The sequence below is a fragment of the Mariniflexile gromovii genome, from assembly GCF_017814435.1.
GTDB lineage: Bacteria > Bacteroidota > Bacteroidia > Flavobacteriales > Flavobacteriaceae > Mariniflexile > Mariniflexile gromovii.
In genome coordinates this window covers 62,876-80,454 of sequence record NZ_JAGJCB010000010.1, presented here as the reverse complement: position 1 = coordinate 80,454, position 17,579 = coordinate 62,876, and the positions used below count along the sequence as shown (strand labels likewise).

Annotated in this window: 17 protein-coding genes; 5 read left to right on the top strand and 12 right to left on the bottom strand. The window is 35.2% G+C overall.

Annotation, left to right across the window (positions count from 1 at the left end; translation table 11 throughout):
• Positions 1–17: 17 nt before the first annotated feature.
• Positions 18–533, bottom strand: a complete 516-nt coding sequence (locus J8H85_RS11395; protein ID WP_209655323.1) for an RNA polymerase sigma factor — start codon at positions 531–533, stop codon at positions 18–20.
• A 151-nt stretch (positions 534–684) separates the two neighbouring features.
• On the opposite strand from J8H85_RS11395, the gene J8H85_RS11390 reads away from it, so the two are divergent.
• From J8H85_RS11390 to J8H85_RS11375, 4 genes are all read left to right on the top strand, one after another.
• Positions 685–2,424, top strand: coding sequence for a hypothetical protein (locus J8H85_RS11390; protein ID WP_209655322.1), 1,740 nt, complete (start codon positions 685–687; stop codon positions 2,422–2,424).
• A 325-nt stretch (positions 2,425–2,749) separates the two neighbouring features.
• Complete coding sequence (gene ffh / locus J8H85_RS11385) at positions 2,750–4,078, top strand: signal recognition particle protein (RefSeq protein ID WP_209655321.1); 1,329 nt, start codon at positions 2,750–2,752, stop codon at positions 4,076–4,078.
• A 113-nt stretch (positions 4,079–4,191) separates the two neighbouring features.
• A complete protein-coding gene (locus J8H85_RS11380; RefSeq protein ID WP_209655320.1) occupies positions 4,192–5,070 on the top strand; it encodes a bifunctional 5,10-methylenetetrahydrofolate dehydrogenase/5,10-methenyltetrahydrofolate cyclohydrolase in 879 nt (292 codons plus the stop codon).
• A gap of 49 nt (positions 5,071–5,119) precedes the next feature.
• Entirely contained in the window at positions 5,120–5,860 is a 741-nt protein-coding gene (locus J8H85_RS11375) for a hypothetical protein (protein ID WP_209655319.1), read from the top strand.
• 17 nt (positions 5,861–5,877) lie between these two features.
• On the opposite strand, the gene rluF is transcribed toward J8H85_RS11375, so the two are convergent.
• The 5 genes from rluF to J8H85_RS11350 all read right to left on the bottom strand — a co-directional run bounded on the left by rluF (position 5,878) and on the right by J8H85_RS11350 (position 10,522).
• Positions 5,878–6,642: a 23S rRNA pseudouridine(2604) synthase RluF gene (gene rluF / locus J8H85_RS11370; protein WP_209655318.1), complete on the bottom strand. Its 765-nt coding sequence runs from the start codon at positions 6,640–6,642 to the stop codon at positions 5,878–5,880.
• Between the two features lie 110 nt (positions 6,643–6,752).
• Positions 6,753–7,577, bottom strand: a complete 825-nt coding sequence (locus tag J8H85_RS11365; protein WP_209655317.1) for an alpha/beta hydrolase — start codon at positions 7,575–7,577, stop codon at positions 6,753–6,755.
• On the bottom strand, positions 7,578–7,946 hold the full coding sequence (locus J8H85_RS11360; RefSeq protein WP_209655316.1) for a cupin domain-containing protein: 369 nt from the start codon (positions 7,944–7,946) through the stop codon (positions 7,578–7,580).
• Between the two features lie 16 nt (positions 7,947–7,962).
• Positions 7,963–8,940, bottom strand: a complete 978-nt coding sequence (locus tag J8H85_RS11355; protein ID WP_209655315.1) for a YitT family protein — start codon at positions 8,938–8,940, stop codon at positions 7,963–7,965.
• 37 nt (positions 8,941–8,977) lie between these two features.
• Positions 8,978–10,522 (bottom strand): helicase HerA-like domain-containing protein, encoded by a 1,545-nt coding sequence (locus J8H85_RS11350; protein ID WP_209655314.1) that lies wholly within the window; start codon positions 10,520–10,522, stop codon positions 8,978–8,980.
• A 107-nt stretch (positions 10,523–10,629) separates the two neighbouring features.
• On the opposite strand from J8H85_RS11350, the gene J8H85_RS11345 reads away from it, so the two are divergent.
• Entirely contained in the window at positions 10,630–11,259 is a 630-nt protein-coding gene (locus tag J8H85_RS11345; protein WP_209655313.1) for a 7-carboxy-7-deazaguanine synthase QueE, read from the top strand.
• 231 nt (positions 11,260–11,490) lie between these two features.
• Here the strand turns inward: J8H85_RS11345 and J8H85_RS11340 are convergent, their stop codons facing one another.
• The 6 genes from J8H85_RS11340 to J8H85_RS11315 all read right to left on the bottom strand — a co-directional run bounded on the left by J8H85_RS11340 (position 11,491) and on the right by J8H85_RS11315 (position 17,535).
• Positions 11,491–12,024 (bottom strand): DUF2911 domain-containing protein, encoded by a 534-nt coding sequence (locus J8H85_RS11340; protein ID WP_209655312.1) that lies wholly within the window; start codon positions 12,022–12,024, stop codon positions 11,491–11,493.
• A 135-nt stretch (positions 12,025–12,159) separates the two neighbouring features.
• Positions 12,160–13,620, bottom strand: a complete 1,461-nt coding sequence (locus tag J8H85_RS11335) for an FAD-dependent oxidoreductase (protein ID WP_209655311.1) — start codon at positions 13,618–13,620, stop codon at positions 12,160–12,162.
• 88 nt (positions 13,621–13,708) lie between these two features.
• On the bottom strand, positions 13,709–14,956 hold the full coding sequence (locus tag J8H85_RS11330) for an alginate lyase family protein (RefSeq protein WP_209655310.1): 1,248 nt from the start codon (positions 14,954–14,956) through the stop codon (positions 13,709–13,711).
• Between the two features lie 355 nt (positions 14,957–15,311).
• Positions 15,312–15,671 (bottom strand): hypothetical protein, encoded by a 360-nt coding sequence (locus J8H85_RS11325; protein ID WP_209655309.1) that lies wholly within the window; start codon positions 15,669–15,671, stop codon positions 15,312–15,314.
• A 215-nt stretch (positions 15,672–15,886) separates the two neighbouring features.
• Entirely contained in the window at positions 15,887–16,789 is a 903-nt protein-coding gene (locus J8H85_RS11320; protein ID WP_209655308.1) for a hypothetical protein, read from the bottom strand.
• Positions 16,790–16,980: 191 nt separating this feature from the next.
• A complete protein-coding gene (locus J8H85_RS11315; RefSeq protein ID WP_209655307.1) occupies positions 16,981–17,535 on the bottom strand; it encodes a ferritin in 555 nt (184 codons plus the stop codon).
• Positions 17,536–17,579 lie beyond the last annotated feature (44 nt).

Sequence of the window (17,579 nt, the reverse complement as noted above, 5' to 3'; positions counted from 1 at the left end):
CATCTAACCATCTAACTTTACAATTCCTTAATGTCCTTCCGCAGTTTTTCCAATGCTCCATAAATACGTTTTTCAACCGCTTTGGTAGAAATATCTAAAATTTCAGCAATTTCCTTAAAACGTTTACCTTCTACACGGTTCATCATAAAAGCTTCGCGTTGCGCATCGGTTAAGTTTGATAATGCTTTTTGCAATTTATCCATATACTCGGTTTCCTGCATTATAAATTCAGGATTCTCGTTAGTATGCATTTTAGGTTTGGTTTGTTGGTGCTTTAAAACAACCTTTTGGTGGGCAGCTTCATTCAACATCAAATTATTGGCGGTTGTAAAAACAAAACTTTTAGCCTTTTCGGGGCTAACTTTAGCACAATTCTCCCAAAGTTTAATAAAGGCTTCTTGTACTTTATCTTTTGGGTTTAGTAAATCGCCATACTTATAATATAAAAAGTTGTGTAAATCTTTAGCGTATTTATTGAATATTGAAGAAAACAAGCGCTCTTCACAAATATTTTCATGTAGTTGTTTTTCCATTACTATAGGTAGTTGGTCGCACTAAAATAGGGTTTTTAAAACTTTGAAACTTTGAAACTTTGAAACTTTTTTTAAAAATTAGGGTAGGAGTTTTTAGGGGTATCCTGTTTTATATACAAAAAGCTATGTTAAATCCAAAAAATCAACAATCATGAAAACTAAAATGAGAACATTACTACTAATACCTTTTTTTGCCCTTTTATTGTTTTCTTCATGTCAAGAAGAAAAAATTGAGATAACCGAACCTACACAAGAGGAAGCTTTAGTGCCCCAAGCGCAATTAACCAGTTTAATTAGCGCTACCTCTAAGATGGATGGTTCTAAAGACAATATTATTGACGGCGCAACTTGTATTTCTGTTAAACTACCTGTTATTGTAAAAGTTCGTGGCATCGAGATTAGGATTGACTCTGAGGCAGACTATGAAAAAATAAAGCATCTTTATGACGAACTGGAAGACGATATAGATCGTTTAGATATCATATTCCCTATTACTATAACCACTTCGGAACACGAAGAGATTACGATAGAAAGTGGCGAACAATTATCAGAATTTATTGCTGAATGTAAAGATGATGAGGAAGTAGAGGAAAGAGAAATAAGATGCATTGATTTTAAATTTCCAATAGCCTTTTCTGTATACAACAGAGATTTCTCGGTAATCAATGTTGTAAATATTGAAAACAAAAAGCAACTTTACCTTTTTATGAAGCGCGTTAAAAACGCCGAAGTTTTGGCAAGTTTAAACTTTCCTGTAACCATGGTGCTTAAAAATGGCACGACCTTAACAGCCGAAAATAACGAACAACTAAGACGTATTATTGAAACAGCCAAAGATAGTTGCGATATAGAAGATTTTTCAAAAGAACGTTTAGAAAACTATCTAAAAAAATGCCCTTGGATTGTTTACGAATTCAAAAGAAATAATCAAGACAATACAGCGCAATTCGAACAGTATGCCATTAATTTTAAAGAAGATGGTGTTGTTGTAATGCGCTCAAGAAATGGCGATATGTTGACCGGAACTTGGGGGCTAAGATCAACAAGGCGTGGTGTACTTTTAAAAATGGCGTTTGAGAATTTAGCTGACTTTACTTTAGAATGGTTATTGTATGATTTTGAAGACGGAAAATTTAAAATCTACGAAGAAGGAGGTAACAGAATTATAATTAAGAGAAACTGCGATATTGTTATAGACATTACCAAAGAACGCATTGAAAATTATTTACAAGAATGTTATTGGAGAATTGCACGATTAAGTATAAACGGTACCGATAAAGAAAAAGAATATATAGGAACACCGCTTAAATTCTTACCGAACAACGAAGTTAAATTAAGAATAAATGGTGAATTTGTTACTGGTACATACGAAATAGGCGTTAGAAACATAGGTTTTATACTTCAAATTACACTAGATGGACGTCCAGATTTAAAACTGGAATGGCTAATTACCTTCCTAGAATCAGGTTTAATAAAACTTGAAAACGCCAACAGTAAAATGGTGTTGGAAAGACATTGTTTTGATAGTGATGATGATTTAAAATACATCGATGCGGTAATAGCAGCAGGAACCTGGGAAGTAGCTAAATACGATGATGGCTTGGTGCATGTAGTAGACCCAACAATAAACTTTTTTGGCTACACAGTAGACTTTCTAATAACAGGAAGAATAAAAGTTACCGATCCCAACAACGGTGTTACAGCCGGTTCTTGGTTAGCGTACCGAAACGAAGGTCTCTATTTAGGCATGTTATTCGCCAACCAAGCACCGTTTAACGAGCTAACATTCAGATGGAAAATAAAAGCCATTACAGCAAACAGAATCGAATTGGTTGATTTAAGCGCTAACGGCGAAATAGAACGCACATTAATCCTTGAAAAGAAAAATTAATTATGTTTTTGGTTAAAAGGGAGCCCATATATTTGGTTGGTTAGGTTAATTATTAAATAAAGCTCCCTTTATAAAGGTTGTCAAACACAAATTTTGGCAACCTTTTTTTATGCCAATTCTTTAGGGCGCTACCACAAGGGTCGGGCTATCCACTACAAGTCCTCGCTCCTGCGTCGCTGTGGGCTTTCCGCTGCTATCCCTAGCGCAAATGGCAACATATTAAAAAAAGCCAAAGTGTAAAAATCAAATCTCATTTTTATAAAAATCACGTCAATAATTACGGCTCAAATCATTAACTTTGCATTTTTAAAATTAAAACTGAACTATGTTCAATAATTTAAGCGATAAATTAGATAAAGCCTTACACGTTTTAAAAGGTCATGGAAGCATCACCGAAGTAAACGTAGCCGAAACATTAAAAGAAGTACGTCGTGCATTACTAGATGCCGATGTTAACTTTAAAATAGCAAAAGACTTTACCGTAAGAGTAAAAGATAAAGCCATTGGTCAAAACGTATTAACCACGTTACAACCAGGGCAATTAATGGTTAAAATCGTAAAAGACGAATTAACCGAGCTTATGGGTGGCGATGCCGAAGGCATCAACCTTTCGGGCAACCCAAGCGTTATTTTAATGTCTGGTTTACAAGGTTCTGGTAAAACAACCTTTTCTGGTAAACTGGCTAATTATCTTAAAAACAAAAAATCTAAAAAACCTTTATTGGTAGCCTGTGATGTTTACAGACCAGCGGCAATAGACCAATTGCACGTAGTTGGAGACCAAATAGGCGTTGAGGTTTTTAGCGATAGAGGAAATACCGATCCTGTGGCCATTTCAAAAGCGGGTATTGCACACGCTAAGGCAAACGGATACAATGTAGTTATTATTGATACCGCAGGTCGTTTAGCTGTTGATGAAGTGATGATGACTGAAATATCAAACATTCACAAAGCCATTCAACCACAAGAAACCTTGTTTGTAGTAGATTCTATGACGGGGCAAGATGCTGTAAATACTGCAAAAGCCTTCAACGATGTGTTGAATTTTGATGGGGTTATCCTTACCAAATTAGATGGTGATACCCGTGGTGGAGCAGCAATTTCCATTAAATCGGTAGTAAATAAACCCATCAAGTTTATTGGTACGGGCGAGAAAATGGAAGCGATAGACGTGTTCTATCCAGCACGTATGGCAGACCGTATTTTAGGGATGGGAGACGTTGTTTCGTTAGTAGAACGGGCTCAAGAACAGTTTGATGAAGAGGAAGCACGTAAACTTCAAAAGAAAATTGCCAAAAACCAATTTGGGTTTGATGATTTCTTAAAACAAATTCAGCAGATTAAGAAAATGGGAAACATGAAAGACCTTATGGGTATGATTCCTGGCGCTGGCAAAATGTTAAAAGATGTTGATATTGATGATGATGCTTTTAAAGGTATTGAAGCCATCATTCATTCCATGACACCAAAAGAAAGAACAAATCCAAGCATTATAAACGCAAGTAGAAAACAACGTATAGGCAAGGGGTCTGGAACTTCGGTTCAACAAGTAAATCAACTTTTAAAGCAATTCGACCAAATGAGCAAAATGATGAAGATGATGCAAGGTGGTGGCGGCAAAAAGATGATGCAGATGATGAAAGGAATGAGATAAAGTTTAAAAGTTAAAAGTTAAAAGTTAAAAGTTAAAAGTTACTTCAACTAAACAACTAAACATCCAATACCTAAAACCCAACACCTAAAACTCAAGAACCCAACACCCAAACAATGATAATTTTAGACGGTAAAAAAGTAAGCAACGATATAAAGGAAGAAATAGCAGAACACGTAAGTGCGCTAGTTTCTAAAGGAGAAAAAGTACCACATTTGGCAGCCATTCTTGTTGGAACCGATGGAGCTAGTATGACCTATGTTAATGCAAAAGTAAAAGCTTGCGAAAAGATAGGTTTCAATTCTACCTTAATAGATTTACCCGATTATACTTCAGAAGAAGAATTATTAGCTAAAATTAACGAACTGAACACCAATGATGATATTGATGGGTTTATAGTTCAGTTGCCATTGCCTAAACATATTGATGAACAAAAGGTTTTAATGGCAGTGCATCCAGATAAAGACGTGGATGGTTTCCATCCTGTTAACGTAGGTAAAATGGCATTGGATTTGCCAACGTTTTTACCGGCAACACCTTACGGAATTTTGGAATTGTTGGAACGCTACCAAGTAGAAACTTCAGGAAAAAATGTGGTAGTTATGGGAAGAAGCCATATTGTGGGGCGCCCAATGAGTATTCTTATGAGCCAAAAACGTAAAGCAGGCGATGCTACGGTAACGGTTGTTCATAGTCGTTCTAAAGATTTAGCTGAAATAACAAAGGCTGCTGATATTATTGTAGCTGCCATTGGTATTTCAGAGTTTTTAACAGGCGATATGGTTAAAGAAGATGTGGTAATTATTGACGTTGGAATTACACGTGTTCCAGATGCCACCAAAGCTAGCGGTTACAGACTCGCAGGCGATGTGCATTTTGAAAGTGTAAGCAAAAAGGCAAGTTATATTACGCCAGTTCCTGGCGGTGTAGGTCCTATGACGATTGCTATGTTGCTTAAAAACACATTGTTGGCAAGAGAAAGACGCGCTAAGTAAACTGTAGATTGTATGGTATTGTTTATATTTATAAAAATACCAGCGTACTATGGACGAAAACAAAAATCAGACAACTAATAAAGTCAACCAAACTCTGAATTTAACGTTTACTGATGATAACGCCATTTGGTTAACAAGCAGCAAAACTTTAAGGAAATTGGTTGGCGTTTTAGGAATGCTGTTGCCTATATTGTTATGCGCTTTCCTAGGTTTAATAAGTCAACATTATGAAGTGTTGGACTCCATTAGCCATTATTATTTTACAAGATCCAATGTCATTTTTATAATAATTGTTAGTCTTATGGCAGTTTTTTTAATGATCTATAAAGGGAAAGAACCAATCGATTTTTATTTATCAAGCATTGCAGGTATTGCCGCTTTTTTATTGTTGTTATTCCCAACAGAGAGTATACTTAGCGAATGTGGTGGTTTATGCGATTCTTTTAGTATTTCATTTGTTGTAGAAAATTCTGTTCGAACGGTTTTTCATTACGTATGCGCAGGTGTTTTTCTAGGTAGTTTGGCGTATATGAGTTTATTTTTATTCACTAAATTTAATAAAGCGGAAGGAAAAACGAAGGAAAAGAAACAAAGGAATGTTGTTTTCATCATATGTGGAATACTTATGATAATTGCACTTCTTGTTGTTTTTTTAGGGGATGGCTTAAACCTGATACCAGAAGATGTTTATAACGGATATCATATCACATTTTGGATGGAGACTTTAGCTGTTGAGGCTTTTGGTTTTTCTTGGTTGGTGAAGGGTGAAACAATTTTAAAGGATAGCTGAATTTCCAAAACAGCGTATTATTTTCGTCTATTTGGTCTTGGTGTTTTTGGTTTATATTCTTTAGAAGAATCGGCAATTAAATGATTCAATTCCTTAAATTCTTCTTTGGTAAGTTCTCTGTATTCACCAAGTGGCATATCGAGTTTTATGTTCATAATACGAACACGTTTCAGTGTCTGTACTTCATAATTTAAGTATTCGCACATACGACGTATTTGTCGGTTTAAACCTTGGGTTAAAACAATTCTAAACTCGTAAGTCCCTAATTTTTCAACTTTACATTTTCGGGTTACTTTTTTAAGTTCTACTAACGGAACACCACCAGACATGCGCTCGATAAAAGTTTGCGAAATAGGCTTATCAACCGTAACAATATATTCTTTTTCGTGGTTGTTACTGGCACGAAGAATTTTGTTTACAATATCGCCATCATCGGTTAAAAGAATTAAGCCTTCACTGGGTTTATCCAATCTTCCAATAGGGAAAATTCGTTTTGGGTAATTAATAAAATCGATAATATTGTCTTTTTCAACACTCGTATCGGTGGTGCAAACAATACCAACAGGTTTGTTAAACGCCAAATAAACAAATGCTTCTTTAGTATTGGTTATGTCTTTGCCATCCACTTGAACCACATCGCTTGGAGCAATTTTGGTGCCCATTTCTGGGATTACGCCGTTAATGGTTACCCTGCCAGCTTCAATAAGTTTATCAGCTTCTCTGCGTGAGCAATAGCCAACTTCACTTAAAAATTTATTGATGCGTTTTAATTCTACTTCCATTTAAATAAAAAATCAAAAACCATTTATAATCCGTCAAGGACTATATTAATAATAATGGTTTAGTTCCAAAAAGCCCATTGTGGGCTCCATGGTTCAAAAGTACAACAAATCTAATCGTTTAAAAACTCTAAAATATGATTGTAAACTTGGTCGTTTTTTAAGCCATGACCCAAACCAACTGTTTTTATAAGTTTTGAGTCTTTATAGTGTTTTGAAATATCTAAAGCATCTCTGTAAGATATAATTCGGTCCTTTTTATCATGAATGATGAGTCCTTTTGCTTGAATATCCTTAAGGAAATTTTTAGCCGAAAAATAATCGGGTTCATGACCAAAATGATTTAAATAATATGCGTTCATAGCATTTATAACCCTTTTGTTGTAACCCATCATTAAAATATAATTATTAATTATGCCCGCAAAATTTGAAGGCGCACCAAGAGATACTAACTTTTTTATAGAAGAATTGTAGTTGTGAAGTGCTATAGCCGAAGCGGTGGCACCCACCGAGTGCCCAATAATGATATCAATATTAAATTTGTTTGTAATAGCGTGGATGCATTCAGAATATAAAAAGACATTGAATATCTTACTTCCCGACTTGCCATGTGCCGGTGCATCAATAGCAATGATGTTGTAATTTTGAGATTGTAAAATTTCAATAAGGTCTTTCCATCTAAAGGCATTGCTTTCCCAACCATGAATTAATAAAACGGTTTCTTTGGTGCCGCTCCAATGGTAAGTAGCAATGGACATGTTTTGATATTGGACGGTTTCTTTTTTAGCTGTATTTAAAAAAGGCAATTCAACCTCTTTAGTTTTTCCTTTTTTTGGTTTTGAAAACAAGAATACAGCTATTTGTGCTGCATAATTGGGGGAAAAGTAGCTTATAAGGTTTATAAAACCTCCAATAGCTTTAAGAAAGTATTTGTTCATTTATGCTTCTCTGTTTACTAAATCCATAGAAAAAGCAGGTAGGCAAATGGCAATGTATTCGCAGACTTCTGTAAACGGATTGGAATATTGAACGCGTGTGTTTTTGTTGATTTTGATAGATTGACCAGCTTCTAAAACCACAATGTCATCTTCTATTATAAATTGTTTTTTGCCACGAATTATAAAGGTGTATTCGTCAAATTCTGGAGTTTGAAAAGGTTCGCTCCATCCCGCGGGTGCTTTCATGTGGGCTATACTGATTTGTGAGTTTTTATCAGTAGCAACTCCAAAATGCTCTTTAATTATTTTTCCATCGGTTGTTGGAACTACAAATGGATTGTTTTGTATAATGTATTTTTTTTGAGACATAATTTTTTGTGAAATTCTAATGGTCTTTCATAGGTTTCTTCTTAATCATTCCACCTTTTAAATCTTTAACAATACCCATAATGATGAAGGCATTTTTATCAATTTTATCAATTTCCATTTGTAGTTTGGCAAGTTCTAAACGGGTTACAATAGTGTAAATAATATCTTTGTCGTAGCTTTCTCCACTTTTTCCAAAGCCTCCTTTACCTGCGTAAATGGTACAAGCTCTACGTAATTCTTTGGTAAGCATGTGTCTTAGGTCTTCATGTTTTGTAGAAATTATGGTTACACCCACATATTCTTCAACACCATCAACCACAAAATCTACCGTTTTAGCAGCCGACAAGTAGGTTAATATAGCATAAAGTGCCGTTTCAATAGAAAGAATATAAGCACCAACCGAAAATATTAAAATGTTTATTAACAATAAAACATCACCAATGGTGAGTGATAATTTTCTGCTTAGAAATATAGCTAATACCTCGGTACCGTCAATAACGCTACCACCTCGCATAGACATACCAATACCTAAGCCTAAAAAGAAACCACCAAATACGGAGATGAGCAGTTTGTCTTCAGTTACAGTTGGGTAGTCTATGAAGTGTACCACAAAGGCTAAAAGGGCAATAGCAGCAATACTTCTAATAGCAAATTTTACGCCTATGGTTCTGGATGCTAAAATTAAGAAGGGTAGGTTTACAAGAATTAAAAAATAACTTAAATCTAAAGAAGTAACGTTTTGAAGCAAGAGCGAAATACCTGTGGCTCCACCATCAATAAACCGGTTGGGGAGTAAAAAACCTTTTAAACCAAAACCAGCCGAAAACACACCAATTAGTATAAAGATGTATTCTTTAATGGCGTGTGCTACTTCAACCTGAAACCTTCTAACTAATGGAACTATTTCCTTTTTACTTACTTTTTGGTTTTTCTTTTTAGATTGAAGTCGCTTTCTAGCAATGTCAACTAGTAATTTTGATAAAAATGGGTTCATTAGCTATTTCTAATTTTTTGAATGTTTATTAAGTAACCTATTTCTTCATTACTTTAGTTAGAATGCCAAATACACTGCGAATAAATGTTGCACTTGTAAGCACTTTTACAATAGGATTCATGGCAGTACTTTTTCTTCTAGAAGACGTTGTAGTACGTTCTTTAGAAGCTGCTTTTTCAAGTGCTTCCTTTTCCTGTTTGGCTTTTTCTTTGGCTTCTTCGGCTTCAGCTAATTCTATTTTTTTGTTTAGAAGTTCGTAAGCGCTTTCTCTGTCTATAGTTTCGTTGTATTTTTTAACAAGTTTCGATTTTGAATTTAAAGCTTTTAATTCTTCTTCGGTTAAAATATCCATTCTACTCATAGGGGCGCGCATCATGGTGGCAGCCAATGGGGTAGGGCGTCCTTTTTCATCTAAAGCAGATACCAAGGCTTCACCCGTACCAAGCGAGGTTAAAACTTCAACCGTGTTGTAGTATTCTGAATCTGGATAATTTTGTGCCGTTAGTTTAATGGCTTTTCTATCGTTAGCCGTAAAAGCTCTAAGTGCATGTTGGATTTTTAAACCTAACTGACTTAATACGGCTTCGGGCACATCGGTAGGGTTTTGGGTTACAAAATACAAACCAACCCCTTTACTACGTATTAATTTAACGATACTTTCAATTTGATTTAGTAATGCTTTTGAAGCTTCATTAAAAATTAAATGGGCTTCATCTATAAAGATAACCAATTCTGGTCTGTCGCTATCACCTTGTTCTGGGAAGGTGGAGTATATTTCGGCCAATAAACTCAACATAAAGGTGGAGAATAATTTAGGGCGGTCTTGAATATCGGTTAAGCGGATGATGTTGATATACCCTTTTCCGCTGTTATCTACACGTAATAAATCGTCCACATCAAAGGATGTTTCTCCAAAAAATAAATCGGCACCTTGTTGTTCCAGTTCTACTACTTTACGTAAAATAGCACCGGTTGATGCGGTAGAAATACGCCCATAGGCTTCATCAAATTCTGCTTTTCCTTCTTGGGTAGCATACTGCAGTATCTTTTTAAAATCTTTTAAATCGAGAATAGGGAGTTTATTATCATCGCAATATTGAAAAATAACAGCTACCACACCCGATTGCGCATCAGAAAGGTCTAAAATTCTAGATAATAAAACAGGACCAAATTCACTAACAGTAGCTCTTAATCGTACCCCATCTTGTTCAGAAAGGGTTAAAACTTCTACGGGAAAACTTTTAGCTTCAAACGGAATACCAATTTGTGCGTGGCGTTCGTCAATTTTTGGATGTCCTGGACTTGGTTGGGCAATACCACTCAAATCTCCTTTAATATCCATTAATAACACAGGAATCCCTTTATCACTTAAATTTTCGGCTAAAACCTGTAACGATTTTGTTTTTCCGGTACCTGTAGCTCCCGCTATTAAACCGTGTCTGTTAAGGGTTTTTAGGGGGATGTTTACCAAAGCGTCGGTAATGGTTTTACCGTCTAGCATGGCTGCACCTACAGATATAAAGTCGCCTTTACAAATATTGCCTTCCGTTATGTATTTAAAAAAAGTTTCCTTCTTGTCCATGAATATTAATTTTGCATAAAAATAGTTATTTATAAATAAATTTAAATGAACATGAGTTATAAAACTTCCAACAATTAGTAAGCAAACCGTTATCTTTGCAAACGATTATGAATAAAGATATACAAAAATTAGTGGATAAAGGCGAGATGTTGCCGTTAATGGAAGAGTTCTATACCATACAGGGTGAAGGCTACCATAAAGGCACTGCTGCATATTTTGTTAGAATAGGTGGATGTGATGTAGGTTGCCATTGGTGTGATGTGAAAGAAAGCTGGAATGCCAATTTACACCCGCCAACAGAAATTTCAAAAATTGTTGAAAACGCCAAAAAATACAGTAATACCATAGTAATTACTGGAGGTGAGCCATTAACTTGGAATATGGCACCCCTTACTTCGCAATTAAAAGCTGAAGGGTTGCAAATACATATTGAAACTTCTGGCGCTTATAAATTAACAGGTATTTGGGATTGGATTTGCTTGTCGCCCAAAAAAATGAAACTCCCTACCAAAGAAGTGTATGCGAAAGCGCACGAGCTTAAAGTTATTGTGTATAATAAAGACGATTTTCGCTTTGCTGAGGAACAAGCAGCCCAAGTGAATAAAAACTGTATTTTGTATTTGCAACCCGAATGGAGCAAGCGCGATAAAGTAATTCCTGAAATTGTAGATTATGTTATGGCAAACCCAAAGTGGAAAGTGTCTTTACAAACGCATAAGTATTTAAATATTCCTTAAATTAGAGCCTAATTAATTTACTATGAAAAATCTATTAAGAGTTATTGGAGCTGCCTGGGGCGCAAAAAAAATAGGAGGAGGCAAATGCGGGTGCTTCGGTACCATCTTCGTATTCCTAATTTTGTATTGGCTTTTAGGGTACGTTTTTAAAGTTCTTTAGAAAACAAAAGTTCCAGTTTATTAAAAAAAACTGAAACTTTTATTTTTGCCTATTGCCTATTGCCTATTGCCTTATTTAGTGAAAGGCACAGCAACTCTAACGGTTCCCCAGCCTAAATGCATGGTACCATCATCGGTAAAAGCAATCGAGAAAGCTTCTAAGGAATCACCAGAGCTTACAGGTGCTTTAACTCTAATCACATCATTTGCTTCGTTATACGAATATGCGCCCCAAACATTAATATCTTTATTTAAAATAATAGTCCATTCTTTTTCTCCAGGAATTGTGAATAATGAATATTCGCCAGCTTTAACTGCTTTTCCGCCAACCTTCATGTCTTTATATAAAGTAACATTGGTAGCTTCATTTGCACCCGTACGCCATACTTTGCCATTAGGTACTAAAGTGCCTAAGTCTCTTTCTTTAAGTTGCGGTCTACTATAAACTACTTTTACAAGTTTATTGGTTTCCTTGTTGCTGTTAGGGTAAGCGGTTACGTCCAATGGGCTTTTGTCCAAAGAACTAAATTTTTGTGCCTCCATGTTAACAGATAAAAGCATGATAAAAAAGCAAGCAATGCTTGTAATAAAGGTTGATTTTTTCATATTCAAATTTTTAAAAGTTTAGTAAAGTTTTAAAGGTAAGCCTAAAAAATCTTAAAGTTTTTGTAAAACTGGGTTGCTAATGTTAAAGTTTTCATTTTAATATGAATAGTGTTTGCCATTAACTATCCCAAATTATTATGTGTTGTTTTTTCGTTTCAACACGCGTCCTCTTGGTTCATCACCTTCATGAAGTACCACGTCAGAATGCAAAAACTGTGCTGCATCAGCTGAATCTTTAACTTTGGAAGCACTTCGTTTGATCATTTCTGCTTCAAACTTGGTTAATAAACGGCTTCTTAATCCGGTGTCTTTCCATTTTGAAAAAGAACCACATGTTTTTGATATCATTCGCGCTAAAGTCAACGCATCCAACAAGGCTTGGTTGGCACCTTGCCCTTTAAACGGACTCATAGGATGTGCCGCATCCCCAATTAAAGTAATGGCTTCGGCGTTTTCTAAAAATTCAGGTTTTAGCAATTCACGGTCGTACACCGGATATCCAGAGATTTGCGTTTCCAAAGTCGCTTCTAAAATTTGCGGAATGGGAGCGTGCCATGGTGTTCTTTTCATAGCTTCCTCTTTTAAGGCTTTAGCGCCTAACACACTTAAGGCTTTAGCTTCTTCTTCTGGCATAGGGAAACTCAATTGCCACATCACAGAATCGTTAGTAAAAGGCATCATGTAAATGCGTTCATTACCATTGGCAGTTTGAAATACGGTTGCCGAATCCAGCAAATCACTACCAACCCCTTCAAGATTTTTTAAAGGGCAGATACCTAAAATTACAATACAATCTAGGTAACGCAATGGTGTTTTTTTATCACCAATTAACAATCTACGTACCGAACTCCGAATACCATCTGCACCAACTACCAAATCTGCTTTGGTGGTTTTTGTCGTTCCATTTACCTCAAAACGAAGGGTTATACTTTTGTCTTCACATGTTTTAAAATCCAATAATTGATGATTCCATTGTATGGCAGTATCTCCACCAAGTTGCTCCATCAATGCTAAGCGCAACGATTGCCGTGCAATATGGATATTACTACGTTTTGCTGATGTTTTATCATCGTGCTGCATCCATTTTCGCATGCCCCATTCTCCAACCACATTGCCATCGGTGGTATGCACCACATGCCTTGTTGAAACCACACCTTCAACCAACTCGAAAATACCAAAACCGGCAATAGCTTTACTGGCTTGCTGCAATGTGAGTCCGTAACCTTGGGACCGCACATTAAAACCAGTGTCGCGTTCGTAAAGTGTAAACGGAATACTACGGTGTAAACACGCCACTGCCAATGCAATACCACCAATTCCTCCACCAATAATTGCAACGTGTGGGTAGTTTTCTGTGTCGGGTATTGGCGGACTCTCAGCAGAAATCAATCCAGAACCTGAACAGTTTAAACACGTGTCCAAGTGTCCTTTTGGGCGCACAGGTGCTATGCCCTCACCGTTCGATTTTTCAAAATGTTCCAATGCCTTTTGGTACGCTAAGCGTACTTTCTTCCGAAGCCTACGTCTTTTTTTGCCCCGTCCATGGCATTCTTTGCAAATGGTCCAGTTTGTTTTTTCGTTTTCCGTTTTTTTCATTTATTCTCTATACATTGTTCTGAGAAATTATTCACCTGACGCTTCGAGACTATCCCAAAGTGAGCAATTACTTAAAAAATTATTTCAATTATAAATCTAAAGTAGTTGTTAAAGATAATTCTTCAAGCTCATCGTTCTTTTTGCCCGTTGTTTTCTCCTGTTCAACAAGTATGGAAATCGACTTTTTTAATAAGTTTGAAACCTCATCCGATTTGGTATGGTTAGCAAACCGCGCAAGTGGAGCAATTAAATCGGATATATCAACCCCATTTATTTCGGTATATTGCCATGTCGCACCGTTTATTACAGGAGCCAGATAATTGAAAGCGAGCATCAAGCTTTTACCGTCTTTCGATTGATAGTTCCACATATCCATACCAACTTTATCGCCAATACTGGCTATGTGGGTGAGGGCCTCCAAATTGTAGCAGCTGTAAAAAAAGGATCGGGTGCGTTCCAATTCGTGAATTTGTTTGCCTTCAAAATCCAATTGTTTGTCAAGGCTTTCCTGCCCCGCTTCAACCGTTGCTTTGGCCAAAGAATGGTTACCTAAATGTAAAGCCAAAGCCGCCACCTGATATTTATACCAAGAGGCATGATTATTATCTTGGTTATTCTCAGTGATGCCTAATTCGCTATCGGTTAACCAAGTTAAATATTCAGTTAACCATTTGTTTATGTTGGTGGTGTCGTTTTTAGTCCAATGGGGTGATTTTGAAAGTATTGCTATGGCATCTGGAACTACAGAAGAAATAGACCGACCATCCAAAATGCCTGAAGACCTCCCTTTTGAATTCCCAGGTACACTTTGCGCAAACGCCAAATGCGGATTCATGCGTGTTGCTTCATCAAGAAACCAGGTTTTTAGCATACTGGCTGCTTTTTTAGCATAGCGCTCATCACCCGAAAAATAGTAGGCAAAGCATAAGTTTTTTACGCCTTGGCTCATAACGCTTAACCGTTTTCTGTCCACCGCATCGGTTTGGGTTTCTGGGTTGGTTTCCCCATCTTTTCGCATCCAAGGCAAGCCGTTTGGTTTTTCAGGATCTGGCCACCAATAACGGCTAATACTTAAATAATCATGTTTGTTTCCCGATGGTGGCACCAGGGTTTTATCCATGACCGTAGGGTTTTTTATGTCGAGTAATTTGTTGGCGGTTGCAATGAGTGATTTGTAAGCACTGCGTGTACGTTCTGAAGAGCTGCCATCATGTATTTTTTGTTTTACTTTTATGAGAACCGTGGTGTCTATTTCAATGGCAGAAAAAGAGAACCCGTTGATGCTCCATAATATACATATTGCTAGTATCCAATTTAATTTTCTAAGGTGTATCATGGTGGTGGTTTTTATTAAAAGCACTTTTTTTATATTTCGAAAGGTGTCTTTTTTATTTAAAAACAATGGTAAATGTTCAAAAATGAAACCTGCTTCAGCCTTGTAAAAATAGATTGAAATTTTTAATTTGAAAAATTAGATCTTGTTTTTTGGTTTGGTTGATGGTAGCATAGTCATTTATGATTTGTTATGTTTTCTAAAACTTTCAGCTAGTTGAGGTAGTAATGAAAGGGTAAGCTAAATTAATTGAAGTATTTTATTTATAAATTAAGGCTAGAATGCACTATTGGAATTTAATAAAAGTTTTTAATTATATTTTTTATTAGTTATGTACGTATGTTGGCAATAGTATTTATTAATTCCGCAATTTGAAATTATTAATTTTTATACTATCTAAAATTTGTTGTTCAATAATTATTCTATTCTTTGTTGGGTTATTTTTTGAAATTATTACTTTGTAGTAATTACCTAAGTATAAGCTGTCCTTACCGAAGTCAACACGATGAATCCCTGTATATGATTTTCCTTTGTGGTAATATTTAAATTTTACATTCCGGACAGATTTCGTATAAGTTATATCATAAACTTGTCCAATGGTAAAAAATGGGTTTTTGTCAATTTCATTAGTATAGTAAATTCTATAGGAGATTAGGGCTATAAATGAAATGGCTACAAATATTACAACATATTCTTGTTCTATTAATTTAAATTTCATAAATCCTTGTTAGTTTTTAATTCTTTTGTTTTATTTTGAATTAATAACTTTCCGTTGTCTTTGTCATATTAATGCCAACGTGCTTGTGTATGGTTAGTTGGGTGGTTAAGCAACTAAATTAGTTAACAAAAACGTGCCAGAGAAAATTCCGCAGAAATTTTCCAAATAAGCACTTACCAAAGCAATTAATTATACACGGTGTTGACAAATCGTTTTTATTCGTTTTTAATTTGTTTTATTGCAGATTGGATTAAATTCAAATTTTTATAATCAGGAAATAATTCCTTTAAACTTTCATTCTCACTTGTTGGCAATATTTTTACACCTCTGTCTATTAAGTCGGCTGTTGTATTTATTGAAAGTTCTAGTCTTCTCAATGTTTCTGGGTCATCGTGCTGATATTGTTCGGAAATTATTGCTTTAGCCTCCGATTCTAAAATATTTTTTAATTGTGTCTTTTGTGCGTCTATAATAGAGCTTAATGCATCGTTTTTTAATTCTAATGTTTTAGCGTGTTCTTCAAAAATTTTTGCTTCAGCTTTTTTCTTTCTTAAATAAGTAGCTGCCCAAGTTATGCTTGCAACTAATTTAACAGCAGCAATTGTTCCTAAACCAATATTGAGCCAAATAGAACCTCTTTCTGCTGAAACTATTTCAGTTTTCGCATTTTCAATTCCAGAGTCATTAATAGGCAATTCTATTGCTTTTTTAAGTTCATTAGATATTTTTGATAATTCATCGAAGCTATTTAACTCAGGAAGCTTAATTGAAACTCCATCGATATCCTTTTCATTAACCGTTTGTTTGTCAAAATAATTTAATAAAAATTGAATTCCCGTTTTAAGGTAATTAATGTTATTTTTTATTACAGTATCTTGGGATGAATTAAAATTATCTTTGTCTTTGAATGTATTAAATAATCCAGAATTTTCTTTTAAATCTTTGATATAATATTCTAGAAAATCTATGTCGGAAAGTAATTCTATTCCTTTTTTTAAATTATGTATATCATCAACTAAATATGGTTTGCCACCGCTCTCGCCAGATATGTATTCACTTTTATAATTAAGATACTTTAAAGCGTCTTTTAAAATTCGGTGGTTTTCTCTTATTCCCATATTTTATTTTAAATGTTTGCCAACATTTTATATAGAAACCTTTATTAATAATATCCCGTAAATATTTCAGGATATAGTAAGTTTCTTGTTACTGCTATCATGTAAATATAAATAATATTTCCTACAATAAAACAAAAAAATCCCGATAGGAAACCATCGGGATTTTTTAATTTATTTTAATCGTAAAAAACCTATTCTGGTTTATCTACCGAAGCTTCACGGGCTAAAGGAACTTCGTCTGGAGCTTCTCCTAAATATTTGTCAAGGTTGAATAAGGATTCATCGCTTGCTTTAGGGCCACCAGCAATTTTTAATTTATCCAATAAATCCATAACCAATTTCTCTTCTTCAATTTGTTCTTTTACAAACCACTGGGCGAAATTATAGGTTGCCCAATCTTTTTCATCATGTGCCAAATTTACAATCTCATAAATAGCCGTGGTATTATCTACCTCATGTTGAAATGTTTTTTCAAAACAATCCTGTAAATTTTTTGGACTTTTTGGTGGTGCTTTTATAGCCGAAATTTTTACCTCGCCACCACGTTCCATAATGTATTGCATCACTTTCATCATGTGGTTGCGTTCTTCACCAGAATGTCTAAAGAAATAATTGGCAATACCTCCGTAGCCTTTGCTATCTGCCCAACAGCCATAAGATAAATATATTTGTGCTGCTTCTGCCTCTTTAGTAACCTGAGCATTTAAAATGTCTTCTATTTTTTTTGATAATCTGTTTGTGTCCATGTTCCATATATTTTTTATTAAAATTAAATATTATGGACATGGAC

Coding starts and splice junctions, on each gene's coding strand:
- J8H85_RS11365 (WP_209655317.1), bottom strand. CDS start 7,577: ATGAACAAATACTTTCTTAAAGCTATTGGAGGTTTTATAAACCTTATA.
- J8H85_RS11375 (WP_209655319.1), top strand. CDS start 5,120: ATGGACGAAAACAAAAATCAGACAACTAATAAAGTCAACCAAACTCTG.
- J8H85_RS11330 (WP_209655310.1), bottom strand. CDS start 14,956: ATGATACACCTTAGAAAATTAAATTGGATACTAGCAATATGTATATTA.
- J8H85_RS11355 (WP_209655315.1), bottom strand. CDS start 8,940: ATGAACCCATTTTTATCAAAATTACTAGTTGACATTGCTAGAAAGCGA.
- J8H85_RS11360 (WP_209655316.1), bottom strand. CDS start 7,946: ATGTCTCAAAAAAAATACATTATACAAAACAATCCATTTGTAGTTCCA.
- J8H85_RS11380 (WP_209655320.1), top strand. CDS start 4,192: ATGATAATTTTAGACGGTAAAAAAGTAAGCAACGATATAAAGGAAGAA.
- J8H85_RS11325 (WP_209655309.1), bottom strand. CDS start 15,671: ATGAAATTTAAATTAATAGAACAAGAATATGTTGTAATATTTGTAGCC.
- J8H85_RS11345 (WP_209655313.1), top strand. CDS start 10,630: ATGAATAAAGATATACAAAAATTAGTGGATAAAGGCGAGATGTTGCCG.
- J8H85_RS11395 (WP_209655323.1), bottom strand. CDS start 533: ATGGAAAAACAACTACATGAAAATATTTGTGAAGAGCGCTTGTTTTCT.
- ffh (WP_209655321.1), top strand. CDS start 2,750: ATGTTCAATAATTTAAGCGATAAATTAGATAAAGCCTTACACGTTTTA.
- J8H85_RS11320 (WP_209655308.1), bottom strand. CDS start 16,789: ATGGGAATAAGAGAAAACCACCGAATTTTAAAAGACGCTTTAAAGTAT.
- J8H85_RS11315 (WP_209655307.1), bottom strand. CDS start 17,535: ATGGACACAAACAGATTATCAAAAAAAATAGAAGACATTTTAAATGCT.
- J8H85_RS11390 (WP_209655322.1), top strand. CDS start 685: ATGAAAACTAAAATGAGAACATTACTACTAATACCTTTTTTTGCCCTT.
- rluF (WP_209655318.1), bottom strand. CDS start 6,642: ATGGAAGTAGAATTAAAACGCATCAATAAATTTTTAAGTGAAGTTGGC.
- J8H85_RS11335 (WP_209655311.1), bottom strand. CDS start 13,620: ATGAAAAAAACGGAAAACGAAAAAACAAACTGGACCATTTGCAAAGAA.
- J8H85_RS11350 (WP_209655314.1), bottom strand. CDS start 10,522: ATGGACAAGAAGGAAACTTTTTTTAAATACATAACGGAAGGCAATATT.
- J8H85_RS11340 (WP_209655312.1), bottom strand. CDS start 12,024: ATGAAAAAATCAACCTTTATTACAAGCATTGCTTGCTTTTTTATCATG.